At 58.5% G+C, this 15,299-nt stretch carries 12 protein-coding genes; 3 read left to right on the forward strand and 9 right to left on the reverse strand.

Annotated elements, in window-relative coordinates; genetic code table 11:
- Positions 1 to 41: 41 nt before the first annotated feature.
- From bamA to rpsB, 9 genes are all read right to left on the reverse strand, one after another.
- Positions 42 to 2,417 (reverse strand): outer membrane protein assembly factor BamA, encoded by a 2,376-nt coding sequence (gene bamA, locus QOL84_RS13505; protein WP_129389808.1) that lies wholly within the window; start codon positions 2,415 to 2,417, stop codon positions 42 to 44.
- A 74-nt stretch (positions 2,418 to 2,491) separates the two neighbouring features.
- Positions 2,492 to 3,844, reverse strand: a complete 1,353-nt coding sequence (gene rseP, locus QOL84_RS13510; protein WP_283437520.1) for a sigma E protease regulator RseP — start codon at positions 3,842 to 3,844, stop codon at positions 2,492 to 2,494.
- 54 nt (positions 3,845 to 3,898) lie between these two features.
- The gene (gene ispC, locus QOL84_RS13515) at positions 3,899 to 5,089 is read right to left on the reverse strand and encodes a 1-deoxy-D-xylulose-5-phosphate reductoisomerase (RefSeq protein ID WP_283437521.1); all 1,191 of its coding nucleotides are present in this window, start codon (positions 5,087 to 5,089) and stop codon (positions 3,899 to 3,901) included.
- Positions 5,086 to 5,892: a phosphatidate cytidylyltransferase gene (locus QOL84_RS13520; RefSeq protein ID WP_129389798.1), complete on the reverse strand. Its 807-nt coding sequence runs from the start codon at positions 5,890 to 5,892 to the stop codon at positions 5,086 to 5,088. Before QOL84_RS13520 ends, ispC begins: the two co-directional genes overlap by 4 nt.
- Positions 5,892 to 6,647, reverse strand: coding sequence for a polyprenyl diphosphate synthase (uppS, locus tag QOL84_RS13525; protein ID WP_129389795.1), 756 nt, complete (start codon positions 6,645 to 6,647; stop codon positions 5,892 to 5,894). Before uppS ends, QOL84_RS13520 begins: the two co-directional genes overlap by 1 nt.
- Before the next feature lie 14 nt (positions 6,648 to 6,661).
- Positions 6,662 to 7,219: a ribosome recycling factor gene (gene frr / locus QOL84_RS13530; RefSeq protein ID WP_007908855.1), complete on the reverse strand. Its 558-nt coding sequence runs from the start codon at positions 7,217 to 7,219 to the stop codon at positions 6,662 to 6,664.
- On the reverse strand, positions 7,216 to 7,959 hold the full coding sequence (gene pyrH, locus QOL84_RS13535; protein ID WP_003222124.1) for a UMP kinase: 744 nt from the start codon (positions 7,957 to 7,959) through the stop codon (positions 7,216 to 7,218). Before pyrH ends, frr begins: the two co-directional genes overlap by 4 nt.
- Before the next feature lie 209 nt (positions 7,960 to 8,168).
- Positions 8,169 to 9,032 (reverse strand): translation elongation factor Ts, encoded by an 864-nt coding sequence (gene tsf, locus QOL84_RS13540; protein WP_007908856.1) that lies wholly within the window; start codon positions 9,030 to 9,032, stop codon positions 8,169 to 8,171.
- 192 nt (positions 9,033 to 9,224) lie between these two features.
- Positions 9,225 to 9,962 carry a 30S ribosomal protein S2 gene (gene rpsB / locus QOL84_RS13545; RefSeq protein WP_008052780.1) on the reverse strand — a complete coding sequence of 246 codons (738 nt, stop codon included), beginning with the start codon at positions 9,960 to 9,962 and terminating at the stop codon, positions 9,225 to 9,227.
- A gap of 373 nt (positions 9,963 to 10,335) precedes the next feature.
- Here rpsB and map point away from each other — a divergent pair, with 373 nt between their 5' ends.
- From map to dapC, 3 genes are all read left to right on the forward strand, one after another.
- Positions 10,336 to 11,118 (forward strand): type I methionyl aminopeptidase, encoded by a 783-nt coding sequence (gene map, locus QOL84_RS13550; protein ID WP_129389792.1) that lies wholly within the window; start codon positions 10,336 to 10,338, stop codon positions 11,116 to 11,118.
- A gap of 41 nt (positions 11,119 to 11,159) precedes the next feature.
- The gene (locus QOL84_RS13555) at positions 11,160 to 13,862 is read left to right on the forward strand and encodes a [protein-PII] uridylyltransferase (RefSeq protein ID WP_283437522.1); all 2,703 of its coding nucleotides are present in this window, start codon (positions 11,160 to 11,162) and stop codon (positions 13,860 to 13,862) included.
- 209 nt (positions 13,863 to 14,071) lie between these two features.
- On the forward strand, positions 14,072 to 15,268 hold the full coding sequence (gene dapC, locus QOL84_RS13560) for a succinyldiaminopimelate transaminase (protein WP_283437523.1): 1,197 nt from the start codon (positions 14,072 to 14,074) through the stop codon (positions 15,266 to 15,268).
- Positions 15,269 to 15,299: the final 31 nt, after the last annotated feature.

A 15,299-nucleotide genomic window follows, 5' to 3' on the forward strand; every position in this document is an offset into this window, starting at 1 on the left:
CACTCCTACAAAATCCATTGTCGTTATCTTGGGTCAGACGCTTAGAACGTCTGGCCGAGGGAGAATTGGAACACTTGAGTTTCAGCGTCATCCGGTTTCTTGATCGGCATGGCCAACGCGAAGCTCAGAGGACCCAGTGCGGTGACCCAGGTCACACCCACACCCACGGAACTTGCCATGTTGCTCAGGCTGATGTCGTTGCACTTGGTGTTCGACGTCGAGCCGTTGGCATTGGTAGTGTCCTTGCACTGCGAGTCAAATACGTTACCCACATCCCAGAATACCGAAGTACGCAGGGAACGCTGATCCTTGACGAATGGCAGCGGGAACAGAACCTCGACACCACCCTGGATCAGGACGTTACCGCCGAACGGCAGTGGATCCTGGTCCGGGTCAGCCAGCGTACCCGGGTTGGTGCCTCGGCTTGGTGTACTACGCGGGCCGAGGGTGCTGTCCTTGAAGCCACGAACCGAGTTGAAACCACCAGCATAGTAGTTTTCATAGAACGGCAAGCCGTCAGTCGAACCGTAACCGTCGCCATAACCCAGCTCGGTGTGCAGACGCAGGGTGTAGTTCTCGGTGATCGGCTGGAACAGCTGACCGCGGTAATCAAGTTTGTAGAACGACAGGTCGCTGCCCGGAATGGTGGTTTCCAGGGTCAGGCTCTGGGAACGACCACGGGTCGGCAATACACCTTTGTTCAGGGTCGACTCGGACCAGCCGGCCGAAGCCTTGAAGTTCAGGTACTTGTCGCCTTCCTTGTTAACGAAGTCGAAAATCTCGTCAACGGTGTAAGTACCGGTCTTGATCTCGTCCTGTTGCGCGGACAGACCGAAGGTCAGGCGCGAAGTCTCGCTGATCGGGTAGCCGATGTTGACGCCGGCACCCAGGCTGTCTACCGCATAGCTTGCTACGTCGACGTCGAGGTCTTTGTAGTCGGTGGTGCGATAGAACGCGTTGTAGCCCAGGCTCACGCCATCGGCGGTCCAGTACGGGTCAACGTAGCCGAAGTTGTAGCGGCTCTGGTATTCGCTTCGGGTCAGACCGACGCTGACGCGGTTACCGGTACCGAGGAAGTTGTTCTGGGTGATCGAACCACCGAGGATCAGACCGGCACTCTGGGCGAAACCGACACTGGCGGTAATCGAACCGGAAGCCTGCTCTTCAACGGCGTAGTTCACGTCCACCTGGTCGTCGACACCTGGCACAGCCGGGGTTTCGACGTTGACTTCCTTAAAGAAGCCCAGACGCTCAAGACGGGTCTTGGATTGGTCGATCAGGTAGGTCGAAGCCCAGCCGCCCTCCATCTGACGCATTTCACGACGCAGCACTTCGTCTTCCGACTTGGTGTTGCCACGGAAGTTGATACGGTTGACGTAGGCGCGCTTGCCCGGATCGACAGCAAACAGGATGTCGACGGTGTGGTCGTCATCGTGTGGCTGAGGCACGCCGTTGACGTTGGCGAAGGTGTAACCCTCGTTACCCAGACGACGGGTGATCAGTTCGGACGTGGTAGTCATCAGCTTGCGCGAGAACACCTGGCCTTTCTGCACCAGCAACAACGATTTGACCTGATCTTCAGGGACTTTCAGATCACCGCTGAGTTTGACGTCACGAACGGTGTACTTCTCGCCTTCGGTCACGTTGACGGTGATGTAGACGTGCTTCTTGTCCGGGGTGATGGACACCTGGGTCGAAGCGATATCCATGTTGATATAGCCACGGTCCAGGTAGTAGGAACGCAGACGCTCCAGGTCACCAGACAGTTTTTCACGGGCGTACTTGTCATCGTTCTTGAAGAACGACAGCCAGTTGGTGGTTTTCAGTTCGAACAGGTCGGTCAGGTCTTCCTCGGGGAAAACCGTGTTGCCCACCACGTTGATGTGCTGAATGGCCGCAACGGTGCCTTCGTTGATCTTCACTTTCAGACCAACGCGATTACGCGGCTGCGATACCACTTCGGTATCGACGGTAGCCGAATAGCGGCCTTGCGCGACGTACTGACGTTGCAGTTCGTTACGCACGCCTTCGAGGGTGGCACGCTGGAAGATCTCGCCTTCGGAGAGACCGGATTGCTTGAGGCCCTTCATCAGGTCTTCAGTTGAGATCGCCTTGTTACCTTCGATCTCGATACTGGCGACGGATGGACGCTCGACAACCGTGATTACCAGAACGTTGCCTTCGCGGCCCAGCTGGATATCTTGAAAGAAACCGGTTTTGAACAACGCACGAGTGGATTCCACCAGGCGACGATCATCCGCCTGCTCACCGACGTTCAACGGCAAGGCACCAAAGACGCTACCCGCGGAGACCCGCTGGAGGCCATTGACGCGAATATCAGAGATAGTGAAGGACTCGGCGTGAACTTCGGCGATCATCAATACGGTGAGAACCGCAGTTAGCAGCAGACGTTTCATGAAGTCCTTTCTTATTCCAACTGGCAATAAACAAACTGCCGCAAAATGCGGCAGATTCGCAATTCAGCGAAGCGTTACAGTCGACCCAGATCGTTGACCAGAGCAAGCAACATCACCCCGACCACCAAACTGATACCGATCTGTATCCCCCAACCTTGCACCCGATCCGACAAGGGACGACCACGCGCCCACTCGATCAGATAAAACAACAAATGCCCCCCATCCAGTACAGGAATGGGCAGCAAATTCAGAACGCCCAGGCTAATACTCAGATAAGCAAGGAAATTCAGGAAATCAGCGACGCCCGACTGGGCAGAAGCGCCCGCCACTTTAGCAATGGTTATCGGTCCACTCAAGTTTTTTACCGAGAGCTCGCCGAAGAGCATTTTCTTCAGTGAATCCAGCGTCAGGATGCTCATGGTCCAAGTGCGACGGGCACCCTCGCCAATTGCGGCCAAAGGCCCGTAACTGACCTCGCGGATCATCTCCGGTGGCCAGTCGACAGCTTTTACACCGGCGCCCAGATATCCGCTTGGCGACTTGCTTTCACCGCGCGCCGCCAGGGTTACCGGGACGTCGATTTGAGCACCGTCGCGCTCGATGCGCAGCATGATTTTGGTATCAGGACGCGTACGAACGGTATCGACCACCTGCTGCCAGTCATTCAGCGCCTGACCATCAAGGGCGAGCAGGCGATCACCGGTTTTCAGACCGGCCGCTTGCGCCGGGCCTTTCGGATCAAGCTCGGCAAGTACCGGCGGCAGGGCTGGACGCCATGGCCGAATCCCCAGCGAGCGAATCGGATCCGGCTCATCGGCACCTTTGAGCCAGTGATCCAGCGCCAGCTCGCGCGGCGAATCCGCGGTGGAACCTTGTTCACGCACGACCAGTTGCAGCGAGCCGCTCTCGCCCAGCCGGCGTACCAGCTGCAAATTCACGGCAGCCCAACCGGTAGTCGGCTCACCATCGATGGCGACGATTTCCTGGCCGGAAGTCAGACCGGCCTTGGCGGCGATGCTGCCGGACTCGACTGCACCGATGACCGGGCGGATCTGCTCGCTACCGAGCATGGCCAGCACCCAGAAGAACACCAGGGCCAACAGAAAGTTGGCGATGGGACCTGCGGCAACAATGGCGATACGCTGACGTACGGATTTGCGGTTGAACGACTGATCAAGCTGATCGGCCGGCACTTCGCCCTCGCGCTCATCGAGCATCTTGACGTAGCCGCCCAACGGGATCGCGGCAACGACGAACTCGGTGCCTTGCTTGTCGCGCCAGCGTAGCAGCGGCATGCCGAAGCCTACGGAAAAACGCAGAACCTTGACGCCACAGCGACGCGCGACCCAGAAGTGGCCGAATTCGTGAAAAGTGACCAGCACTCCCAAGGCGATCAGGGTGCCGGCAATCATATAGAGCGCGCTCATCTACTTTCTCCGCAATCCTGTTCAGTGCCGCGTGTAGCCATTGTGTTGCAAAACTTATCGGTCGTGACGACTCAACCACTGTTCAGCCAGCACTCGCGCTTTCGCGTCCGCCGTGAACACCGCATCGAGATCATCCAGTGCAACCACCGGCTCGAGATTCAAGACTTCCTCGATGATACTCGCGATTTCCAGGTAACGAACCCGTCCGTCGAGAAACGCTGCCACAGCGACTTCGTTGGCCGCATTCAACATGGCCGGTGCGCTGTCGCCTGCTTCAGCAGCTTGACGAGCCAGACGCAGACATGGAAAGCGCTCTTCATCCGGCGCTTCGAAATCCAGCCGGGCAATCGCAAACAGATCCAGCGGCGCAACACCGGAGTCGATGCGCTCCGGCCACGCCAGAGCATTGGCAATCGGCGTGCGCATATCGGGGTTACCCAATTGCGCCAACACCGAACCGTCCACGTAATCGACCAGCGAATGAATCACGCTCTGCGGGTGAATCACCACTTCGACCTGCGCAGGCTTGGCATCGAACAACCAGCAGGCCTCGATCAGCTCAAGCCCTTTGTTCATCATGCTCGCCGAATCCACGGAGATCTTGCGCCCCATGGACCAGTTCGGATGCGCGCAGGCCTGATCAGGTGAAACATGCTCCAACTCGGCCATCGGCGTCTGCCGGAAAGGGCCGCCGGAAGCTGTCAGCAAAATCCGCCGCACACCTACCGAACTCAATCCGCGCGCAAAATCCTGCGGCATGCACTGGAAAATCGCGTTGTGCTCGCTGTCGATCGGCAGCAGCACCGAACCGCTTTTACGCACGGCCTGCATGAACAAGGCGCCGGACATCACCAGCGCTTCCTTGTTGGCGAGAAGAATCTTCTTGCCCGCCTCGACCGCCGCCAGCGTTGGACGCAAACCAGCGGCACCGACGATGGCTGCCATGACTGCATCGACCTCAGGGGCCGCTGCGACCTGACACAAACCCTCTTCCCCGACCAGCACGCGGGTCGGCAACCCGGCCGCCCGCAAGTCATCCTGCAGGCTGCGCGCCGCGCCTGCTTGCGGGACCACCGCGTACTGCGGCACATGACGCACGCACAAAGCGAACAACTCACTCAGTCGAGTGAACCCGCTCAGCGCAAAAACCTGATAACGCTCAGGGTGACGCGCGATGACATCAAGGGTGCTCAAGCCGATCGAACCGGTTGCCCCCAGAACAGTGATCTGCTGTGGGCGGCTCAAGGTGCAGCCATCCACAGCAATACTGCGAATACCGGAATGGCTGCCGTCAGGCTGTCGATACGATCGAGCACGCCGCCATGGCCGGGCAGCAGGTTACTGCTGTCCTTGATGCCGGACTGACGCTTGAACATGCTTTCAGTGAGGTCGCCTACCACCGAAATGAACACGATCAGTGCCGCGCCGATCAGCCCCTTGAGCAACTCGGCCACCGTCCAGTCGCGCACCAGGCCGACAATCGCGGTAATCACCAGACTCAGAGCCAGGCCACCATAGACACCTTCCCAGCTTTTACCGGGACTGACGTGTGGCGCCAGCTTGCGCTTGCCGAAGGCCCGGCCGGAAAAGTACGCACCGATGTCTGCGCCCCAGACCAGCACCATCACCGCCATGATCAGCCAGTTACCCAGTGGATACTGCTTGATCTGCACCAGACCTTGCCAGGCCGGCAGCAGAATCAACAGACCAATGACCAGTTTGGTCGCGGCACTGGACCAGTGCTCGCTCGAGCGCGGATAGGTCAGCACCAGCCATGTCGCCACCGCCCACCACAACACGGACGCACCCAATACCCATGGCGCAAGACCGGGCAGGATGTACATGACGAACAGCATCAGGGCGACCACGGCAGCAAAGCCGACACGGAAGGTTTGCGCGGTAAAACCTGCCAGGCGCGCCCATTCCCAGGCACCCAGACTCACGACCAGACCGATGAAAAGCGCAAAGCCCGAGCCTTCGAGCAGGAAAAACCCGCACAAGGCGATCGGCAGCAAGATCAGTGCAGTAATGATTCGTTGTTTAAGCATTAAACCCGGGCTCCAGCTTCGATCTGCTCGCTCGTTTTACCGAAGCGACGTTGACGCGAAGCGTAATCGGCCAGCGCATTGCGCATGGCATCGTGTTTGAAGTCCGGCCAGAACAGGTCGGAGAAGTACAACTCGGCGTAAGCCAGCTGCCACAACAGGAAATTGCTGATGCGATGCTCGCCGCCCGTGCGAATGCACAGGTCAGGCAGCGGCAGATCACCGGTCGCCAGACAGGTTTGCAACAGGTCCGGCGTGATGTCCTCCGGACGCAGATGCCCGGCCTGAACTTCGCGCGCCAAGCGCTGCGCAGCCTGGGCAATATCCCACTGACCGCCGTAATTGGCAGCGATCTGCAGGACAAAGCGATTGGCACCGACGGTCATCGCCTCGGCTTCGCGCATCGCTGCCTGTAGCTCAGGATGGAAGCGCGAGCGATCACCGATGATGCGCAGGCTGATGTTGTTGTCGTTGAGGCGCTTGGCCTCACGACGCAACGCCTTGAAGAACAGATCCATCAAGGCGCTGACCTCATCGGCCGGGCGCTGCCAGTTTTCACTGGAAAAGGCGAACAGGGTCAACACTTCGACCTTGGCCTCAGCGCAGACCTCGATTACCGCACGCACGGCATCCACGCCCGCTTTATGCCCGGCGACACCTGGCATAAAGCGTTTTTTAGCCCAGCGATTGTTACCATCCATGATGATCGCGACATGGCGCGGCACCGCGGACGGCGCAGTCTGCTTGGTCTTGTCCATTAAAAACTCGACCCTTAAACGGCCATCAGATCCGCTTCTTTTTGCTTGGTAGCCGTGTCGATATCAGCCTCTGCCTTGTCGGTCAGTTTCTGGATATCGGCAGCAGCACGACGCTCTTCGTCTTCGCTGATTTCTTTGTCCTTGACCAGCTTCTTCAGCTCGCCCAGGGCATCACGACGAATATTGCGCACGGCAACACGAGCGTCTTCAGCAGCACTGCGCGCCTGCTTGGTGAAGCCCTTGCGGGTTTCCTCAGTCAGGGCAGGCATGGAGATCAGCAGCAATTCGCCCAGGTTGGTCGGATTGAGGTTCAGGCCAGCGCTCTGGATTGCCTTGTCGACCGCCGCGAGCATGTTGCGCTCGAAAGCTACGACTTGCAGGGTGCGCGAGTCTTTTACAGTGATGTTGGCCACTTGGGTGATGGAGGTGTCTGCGCCGTAGTACGGCACCATCACGCTGCCCAGGATGCTTGGGTGAGCCTTGCCGGTACGAATCTGGCCGAATGCATGGGCCAGAGAGTCCAGGGATTTTTGCATGCGCTCTTGAGCGTCTTTTTTGATTTCGTTGATCATTGTTGACCTTCCTCGATCAGGGTGCCTTCAGCGCCGCCATGGACGATGTTCAGCAGGGCACCAGGCTTGTTCATGTTGAATACGCGCAGCGGCATCTTGTGGTCGCGGCACAGGCAGATAGCTGTCAGGTCCATTACACCCAGCTTGCGATCCAGTACTTCATCATAAGTCAGATGATCGAACTTCTCGGCATGCGGATCTTTGAACGGGTCAGCGGTGTAGACGCCATCGACCTTGGTCGCTTTGAGCACGACATCGGCATCGATTTCGATTGCACGCAGACAGGCTGCCGAATCCGTGGTGAAGAACGGATTACCGGTACCGGCCGCGAAAATCACCACGTCCTTGGAGTTCAGGTGGCGCATGGCTTTGCGGCGATCATAGTGATCGGTCACGCCAACCATGGAAATCGCCGACATGACGATGGCCGAGATATTGGCACGTTCCAGCGCGTCGCGCATGGCCAGGGCGTTCATCACAGTGGCCAGCATGCCCATGTGGTCGCCCGTAACCCGATCCATACCGGCTTTGCTCAGGGCTTCGCCACGGAACAGGTTGCCGCCGCCGATCACCAGACCGACCTGAACGCCGATGCCGACCAATTGGCCGACTTCCAGCGCCATGCGATCCAATACCTTTGGATCGATCCCGAACTCTTCCGAGCCCATCAGGGCCTCGCCGCTAAGCTTGAGTAGAATGCGTTTATAGCGAGCCTGATAACCACTGCCCTGCTGAGCCATTGCGAATCTCTCCTGCGGCGTATTTAAAATTCTTTGCGAGCTGTTTACAGCTGGCGTTCACTCTAGCTTGGCGCTGCTTCAGCGCCATCGGAACATGGCTTTGTAAGTCAGTTCCAAGTGGAAACCAATAAAAAATTGGCAACCCCATTTGAAAAGAGGCTGCGCGCGTAAGCGGGCAGCCTCTTTCGGGCGACAGTTGAAAAACCGTCTTATTGCTTGGCGGCAGCCAGCTGGGCAGCAACTTCTTCGGCGAAGTTGTCGACCGGCTTCTCGATGCCTTCGCCTACTTTGAAGTAGGTGAAGGAAACGATTTCAGCACCGGCTTTCTTGGCCAGTTCGCCAACCTTGATTTCAGGGTTCTTGACGAACGCCTGCTCAACCAGGCTTGCTTCAGCCAGGAACTTGCTGATACGGCCTTTGACCATATTTTCAACAATGTTTTCTGGCTTGCCTTTGATTTTTTCTTCGTTCAGCTGCAGGAACACAGCTTTTTCGCGCTCGATAGCTTCAGCCGAAACTTCCGATGGCAGCAGGAACTCAGGGTTGCTGGCCGCTACGTGCATAGCGATGTCTTTGGCCAGTTCAACGTTGCCGCCTTTCAGAACAACTGCAACACCGATCTTGTTGCCGTGCAGGTAGCCACCAACAACGTCGCCTTCTACGCGAACCAGACGACGGATGTTGACGTTTTCGCCAACCTTGCCGACCAGTACCAGGCGAGCAGCTTCTTGAGCTTCGATCAGTGGAGCAACATCAGTCAGCTTGTCAGCGAAGGCTTTTTCGATGCTTTCAGCAACGAATGCCTTGAAGTCGTCCTGCAGAGCCAGGAAGTCGGTCTGCGAGTTCACTTCCAGCAGAACAGCAGATTTGCCGTCTTCTTTCAGAGCGATGGCGCCTTCAGCGGCAACGTTGCCAGCTTTTTTGGCAGCCTTGATTGCGCCCGAAGCACGCATATCATCAATGGCTTTTTCGATGTCGCCGTCAGCCTTTTCCAGGGCTTTCTTGCAATCCATCATGCCTTCGCCGGTACGCTCGCGCAGTTCTTTAACCAACGCTGCAGTAATTGCTGCCATTTTCAAATTCCTCTTGGATAGGTTTTCAACCATTCCACCCGATCGAACGGGCGTTCAATTCGTCCCGAACCCCATCTTGTAGCTGCTGCACGTTACAGAAGCTGTAGCTGCGCCGCCGACAAGTGGTTTTCGAGGTGGCAAAAAGGGGGCCAAGCCCCCTTTTTGCTTACTGAGTCAACGCCAGGGCGTCAATTACTCAGCTGCAGCCTGAGTTTCTTCAGCTGCGAATTCTACAGTGCCGCCGGCAACATTGTTGCGACCACGGATAACTGCGTCAGCCATCGAACCCATGTACAGCTGGATAGCGCGGATTGCGTCATCGTTGCCTGGGATGATGTAGTCAACGCCTTCCGGGCTGCTGTTGGTATCGACAACGCCGATTACCGGGATGCCCAGCTTGTTGGCTTCGGTGATCGCGATGCGCTCGTGGTCAACGTCGATCACGAACAGTGCGTCTGGCAGACCGCCCATGTCCTTGATGCCGCCCAGCGAACGATCCAGCTTCTCAAGATCACGAGTGCGCATCAGCGCTTCTTTCTTGGTCAGCTTGGCGAAAGTACCGTCTTCGGCTTGAACTTCAAGGTCACGCAGACGCTTGATGGAAGCACGAATGGTTTTGAAGTTGGTCAGCATGCCGCCCAACCAGCGGTGATCGACGTACGGCGAACCGCAACGTGCTGCTTCTTCAGCAACGATCTTGCCAGCGGAACGCTTGGTGCCGACGAACAGAATCTTGTTTTTGCCCTGGGCCAGACGCTCTACGAAAGTCAGAGCTTCGTTGAACATTGGCAGGGTTTTTTCAAGGTTGATGATGTGAATCTTGTTACGCGCGCCGAAAATGTACTTACCCATTTTCGGATTCCAGTAACGGGTTTGGTGACCGAAGTGCACACCGGCCTTCAGCATATCGCGCATATTGACTTGGGACATGATAGTTCCTTAATAAGTCGGGTTTGGCCTCCACGTATCCCAATGACCAACCAGTGGCATAAAGCCAAAAGCACCCAGGTCATCGTGTCGACACGTGTGTGGATTTAAGCCTTTCGGGGTATCCCCGGAAAGCGGCGCATTTTATACCACAGGGTGCGCAGAAACGGAACCCGAAATCTGTATTCGCACCAAGGACATGGGCGCAGCCCCCTTGGAATCGGCTCCGAACGCACCACTGTATAGAGAGAAGCGATGCACGCAGGCACTGAATTGCGCCGTGCGTCTGTTAGAATCGCGTTTTTCAGGGTCGCAAAACGCACACCTGCCACCCTATTCGTATCAGCAAGCGCCGCCGAGCGCAGAGAGAGCCTGTATGACCGTCAACCTCAAAACCCCCGAGGACATCGCTGGCATGCGTGTCGCCGGCAAACTGGCCGCCGATGTGCTGGAAATGATTGCCGAACACGTCAAACCGGGCATCACCACCGATGAGCTGAACCAGATCTGCCACGACTACATCGTCAACGTGCAGCAAGCCATCCCTGCCCCGCTCAACTACAAGGGCTACCCGAAGTCGATCTGCACTTCGATCAACCATGTGGTCTGCCACGGCATCCCGAACGACAAGCCGCTGAAAAACGGCGACACCCTGAACATCGACGTCACCGTGATCAAAGACGGTTACCACGGCGACACCAGCCGCATGTTCCACGTCGGCGAAGTACCGGTGTGGGCCGAGCGCCTGTCGCAGATCACTCAGGAATGCATGTACAAGGCGATCGAGATCGTCAAACCCGGCTGCCGCCTTGGCGACATCGGCGAAGTGATCCAGAAGCACGCGGAAAAGAACGGTTTCTCGGTGGTCCGCGAGTTCTGCGGTCACGGCATCGGCAAGGTGTTCCACGAAGAGCCGCAGATTTTGCACTACGGCCGCGCTGGCACCGGCATGGAACTGAAGGCCGGCATGACCTTCACCATCGAGCCGATGATCAACCAGGGCAAGGCCGACACCAAAGTATTGGGCGACGGCTGGACCGCGATCACCAAGGACCGCAAGCTCTCGGCACAGTGGGAACACACCCTGCTGGTGACCGATACCGGCTACGAGATCTTCACCCTGCGCGCCGACGACACCATCGCGCGCATCTCGGCCTGATCCACACAACGCTCCCAGCCTTATAGAAGGAAAGCCAATCGATGCCGCAGGTGGATCCCGAACTCTTCGACCGCGGCCAGTTCCAGGCTGAACTGGCTCTCAAAGCGAGTCCTATCGCGGCGTTCAAGAAGGCGATCCGCCAGGCTCGCGAAGTGCTCGACGCGCGTTTTCGCAATGGCCGCGACATCCGTCGGCTGATCGAAGACCGTGCCTGGTTCGTCGACAATATCCTGCAAAAGGCCTGGGACCAGTTCAACTGGAGCGAAGACGCCGACATCGCGCTGGTCGCGGTCGGCGGTTATGGTCGCGGCGAGCTGCACCCCTATTCCGACATCGACCTGCTGATCCTGCTGGACAGCGCCGATCACGAAATTTTTCGCGACTCGATCGAGCGCTTTCTGACGCTGCTGTGGGACATCGGCCTGGAAGTCGGCCAGAGCGTGCGCTCGGTCGACGAATGCGCCGAAGAAGCCCGCGCCGACCTGACGGTGGTCACCAACCTGATGGAAAGCCGCACCATTTGCGGCCCCGAGCGTCTGCGCCAGCGCATGCTCGATGTCACCAGCACTGCACACATGTGGCCGGCCAAGGAGTTTTTCCTGGCCAAGCGCGCCGAACAGAAGGCCCGCCATCACAAGTACAACGACACCGAATACAACCTGGAACCCAACGTCAAAGGCTCGCCCGGCGGACTGCGGGATATTCAGACGATCCTCTGGGTGGCCCGACGTCAGTACGGCACGCTTAACCTGCGCGCCCTCGCCGGCGAAGGCTTTTTGGTCGAGAGCGAAAACGCCCTGCTCGCCTCCTCCCAGGAATTCCTCTGGAAAGTGCGTTACGCCCTGCACATGCTTGCCGGGCGTTCAGAAGATCGCCTGCTGTTCGATCATCAACGCACCATCGCCGGCCTGCTCGGTTTTGAAGGTGACGACGCCAAACAGGCGGTCGAAAACTTCATGCAGCAGTATTTCCGCGTGGTGATGAGCATTGCCCAGCTCAGCGACCTGATCATCCAGCACTTCGAGGAAGTCATCCTCGCACCAGAAGACGAAGCGCCGCCGCAACCGATCAATTCGCGCTTCCAGCTGCACGACGGCTACATCGAAGCGCGCAACGACAACGTGTTCCGCCGCACGCCATTTGCCATGCTGGAAATCTTCGTGCTGATGGCCCAGCAGCCAGATATCAAAGGCGTGCGCGCCGACACCATTCGTCTGCTGCGCGAGCATCGTCACCTGATCGACGACAACTTCCGTAACGATATTCGCAACACCAGCCTGTTCATCGAGCTGTTCAAGTGCAAGATCGGCATCCACCGCAACCTGCGCCGAATGAACCGTTACGGGATTCTCGGGCGTTATCTGCCGGAGTTCGGCTTTATCGTCGGGCAAATGCAGCACGACCTGTTCCACATCTATACGGTCGATGCGCACACGCTGAACCTGATCAAGCACCTGCGCAAATTGCAGTACACCCAGGTCTCGGAGAAATTCCCGCTGGCCGCCAAGCTGATGGCCAAGCTGCCCAAGCCCGAGCTGATCTACATGGCCGGTCTGTACCACGACATCGGCAAGGGTCGGCACGGCGATCACTCGGAGATCGGCGCGGTCGATGCCGAGGCGTTCTGCCAGCGCCACCAGTTGCCGGTGTGGGACAGTCGCCTGATTGTCTGGCTGGTGCAAAACCACCTGGTGATGTCGACCACCGCCCAACGCAAGGACTTGTCCGATCCGCAAGTGATTCACGATTTCGCCCTGGCGGTCGGCGATGAAACCCGTCTCGACTACCTCTACGTGCTGACCGTGGCCGACATCAACGCGACCAACCCGACGCTGTGGAACTCATGGCGCGCCAGCCTGCTGCGCCAGCTCTACACCGAAACCAAACGCGCCTTGCGCCGTGGCCTGGAAAACCCGGTGGATCGCGAAGAGCAGATCCGTCAGACCCAGAGCGCGGCACTGGATATTCTGGTGCGTGGCGGTACCGATCCGGACGACGTCGAGCAGTTGTGGGCGCAGTTGGGCGATGACTACTTCCTGCGGCACACGGCGGGCGACGTGGCCTGGCACAGCGACGCGATCCTCCAGCAGCCGGTCGATGGCGGTCCGCTGGTGCTGATCAAGGAAACCACCCAACGCGAATTCGAGGGCGGCACGCAGATCTTCATTTATGCACCGGACCAGCATGACTTCTTCGCCGTGACCGTGGCGGCGATGGATCAGCTCAACCTGAACATTCATGACGCCCGGGTCATCACCTCGAGCAGCCAGTTCACCCTCGACACCTACATCGTGCTCGACAACGAAGGCGAATCCATCGGCGACAACCCGGCGCGGGTCAAACAGATCCGCGACGGTTTGACCGAAGCGCTGCGCAATCCGGACGACTACCCGACGATCATCCAGCGTCGGGTGCCACGCCAGCTCAAGCATTTCGCGTTTGCGCCGCAGGTGACCATCCACAACGACGCGCAGCGTCCGGTGACCGTGCTGGAACTGACCGCGCCGGACCGGCCGGGCCTGTTGGCACGGATTGGCGGGATTTTTCTCGAGTTCGACCTGTCGCTGCAAAACGCCAAGATTGCGACCCTGGGCGAGCGCGTGGAAGACGTGTTCTTCATCACCGACGCGCACAACCAGCCGCTGTCCGACCCGCTGCTGTGCAGCCGTTTGCAGGATGCGATTGTTGAGCAGTTGAGCGTCAATCAGGAACCGGATATCAAGCTTTCGCGTATCAGTATTTGAATCAATGAATTTCCCCTGTTGGAACCGGCAAGCTCCACTGCAAGCCTGGCAATGACCCCATGTGGGAGCGAGCCTGCTCGCGATAGCGGTGCTTCAGCACACATAAATGCTGAATCTGCCGCCCTCATCGCGAGCAGGCTCGCTCCCACAGGTTTCTCATCCAGCCTGAAAGTTGGAGCATGGCCACTCCCACATTGAACGAGGCCCCAATGAACAACGCTCTGAACCAGCTCCAGCCTTACCCGTTCGAAAAGCTCCGCGCCCTGCTCGGCACCGTGACGCCGAACCCGGACAAACGTCCGATCGCCCTGTCGATCGGCGAGCCGAAACATCGCTCGCCAAGCTTTGTCGCCGAAGCGCTGGCGAACAATCTGGATCAGATGGCGGTTTATCCGACCACGTTGGGCATCCCGGCCCTGCGCGAAGCCATCGCTGGCTGGTGCGAGCGGCGTTTTGGCGTGCCGAGCGGCTGGATCGATCCGGCGCGCAATGTGCTGCCGGTCAACGGCACCCGCGAAGCGTTGTTCGCCTTCACCCAGACCGTGATCAACCGTGGCGATGATGCGCTGGTCGTCAGCCCGAACCCGTTCTATCAGATCTACGAAGGCGCCGCGTTCCTCGCCGGGGCCAAGCCGCACTATCTGCCGTGCCTCGACGAGAACGGCTTCAACCCGGATTTCGATGCCGTTTCTCCCGACATCTGGAAGCGCTGCCAGATCCTCTTCCTGTGCTCGCCAGGCAACCCGACCGGCGCGCTGATTCCGGTCGATGTGCTGAAAAAACTCATCGCCCTGGCTGACGAATACGACTTCGTGATCGCCGCCGACGAGTGCTACAGCGAGCTGTATTTCGAAGAACAGACCCCGCCGCCGGGCCTGCTGACGGCCTGCGTTGAATTGGGTCGCAAGGATTTCAAGCGCTGCGTGGTGTTCCACAGTTTGTCCAAGCGCTCCAACCTGCCGGGCCTGCGTTCCGGTTTCGTCGCCGGCGACGCCGATATCCTCAAGGGTTTCCTGCTCTATCGCACCTACCACGGCTGCGCGATGCCGGTCCAAACCCAACTGGCCTCCGTCGCCGCCTGGAACGACGAAGAACACGTGCGCGCCAACCGTGCGCTGTACCGCGAGAAGTTCGACGCGGTACTGGCAATCCTCAGCCCGGTGATGGACGTTCAGCGTCCTGATGGCAGTTTCTACCTGTGGCCGAATGTGCAGGGTGACGATACTGCGTTCTGCCGGGACCTGTTCGAACAGGAACACGTGACCGTAGTCCCGGGTTCTTACCTGTCCCGCGATGTCGACGGAGTCAACCCGGGTGCAGGTCGCGTGCGGATGGCACTGGTTGCGCCGCTGGCAGAATGTGTCGAGGCTGCGGAACGTATCCGCGACTTCATCAAGCGCCGCTAACTAACGTTTATATATTCCCGCACGATGCAAT

This window comes from Pseudomonas helmanticensis (genome assembly GCF_900182985.1).
Classification (GTDB): Bacteria; Pseudomonadota; Gammaproteobacteria; order Pseudomonadales; family Pseudomonadaceae; genus Aquipseudomonas; species Aquipseudomonas helmanticensis.

What these genes read in the sequence shown, in the direction of transcription:
- QOL84_RS13520 (WP_129389798.1), bottom strand. Translation starts at nt 5,892, where the DNA reads ATGCTTAAACAACGAATCATTACTGCACTGATCTTGCTGCCGATCGCC.
- pyrH (WP_003222124.1), bottom strand. Translation starts at nt 7,959, where the DNA reads ATGGCTCAGCAGGGCAGTGGTTATCAGGCTCGCTATAAACGCATTCTA.
- map (WP_129389792.1), top strand. Translation starts at nt 10,336, where the DNA reads ATGACCGTCAACCTCAAAACCCCCGAGGACATCGCTGGCATGCGTGTC.
- dapC (WP_283437523.1), top strand. Translation starts at nt 14,072, where the DNA reads ATGAACAACGCTCTGAACCAGCTCCAGCCTTACCCGTTCGAAAAGCTC.
- rseP (WP_283437520.1), bottom strand. Translation starts at nt 3,844, where the DNA reads ATGAGCGCGCTCTATATGATTGCCGGCACCCTGATCGCCTTGGGAGTG.
- uppS (WP_129389795.1), bottom strand. Translation starts at nt 6,647, where the DNA reads ATGGACAAGACCAAGCAGACTGCGCCGTCCGCGGTGCCGCGCCATGTC.
- bamA (WP_129389808.1), bottom strand. Translation starts at nt 2,417, where the DNA reads ATGAAACGTCTGCTGCTAACTGCGGTTCTCACCGTATTGATGATCGCC.
- frr (WP_007908855.1), bottom strand. Translation starts at nt 7,219, where the DNA reads ATGATCAACGAAATCAAAAAAGACGCTCAAGAGCGCATGCAAAAATCC.
- QOL84_RS13555 (WP_283437522.1), top strand. Translation starts at nt 11,160, where the DNA reads ATGCCGCAGGTGGATCCCGAACTCTTCGACCGCGGCCAGTTCCAGGCT.
- rpsB (WP_008052780.1), bottom strand. Translation starts at nt 9,962, where the DNA reads ATGTCCCAAGTCAATATGCGCGATATGCTGAAGGCCGGTGTGCACTTC.
- tsf (WP_007908856.1), bottom strand. Translation starts at nt 9,032, where the DNA reads ATGGCAGCAATTACTGCAGCGTTGGTTAAAGAACTGCGCGAGCGTACC.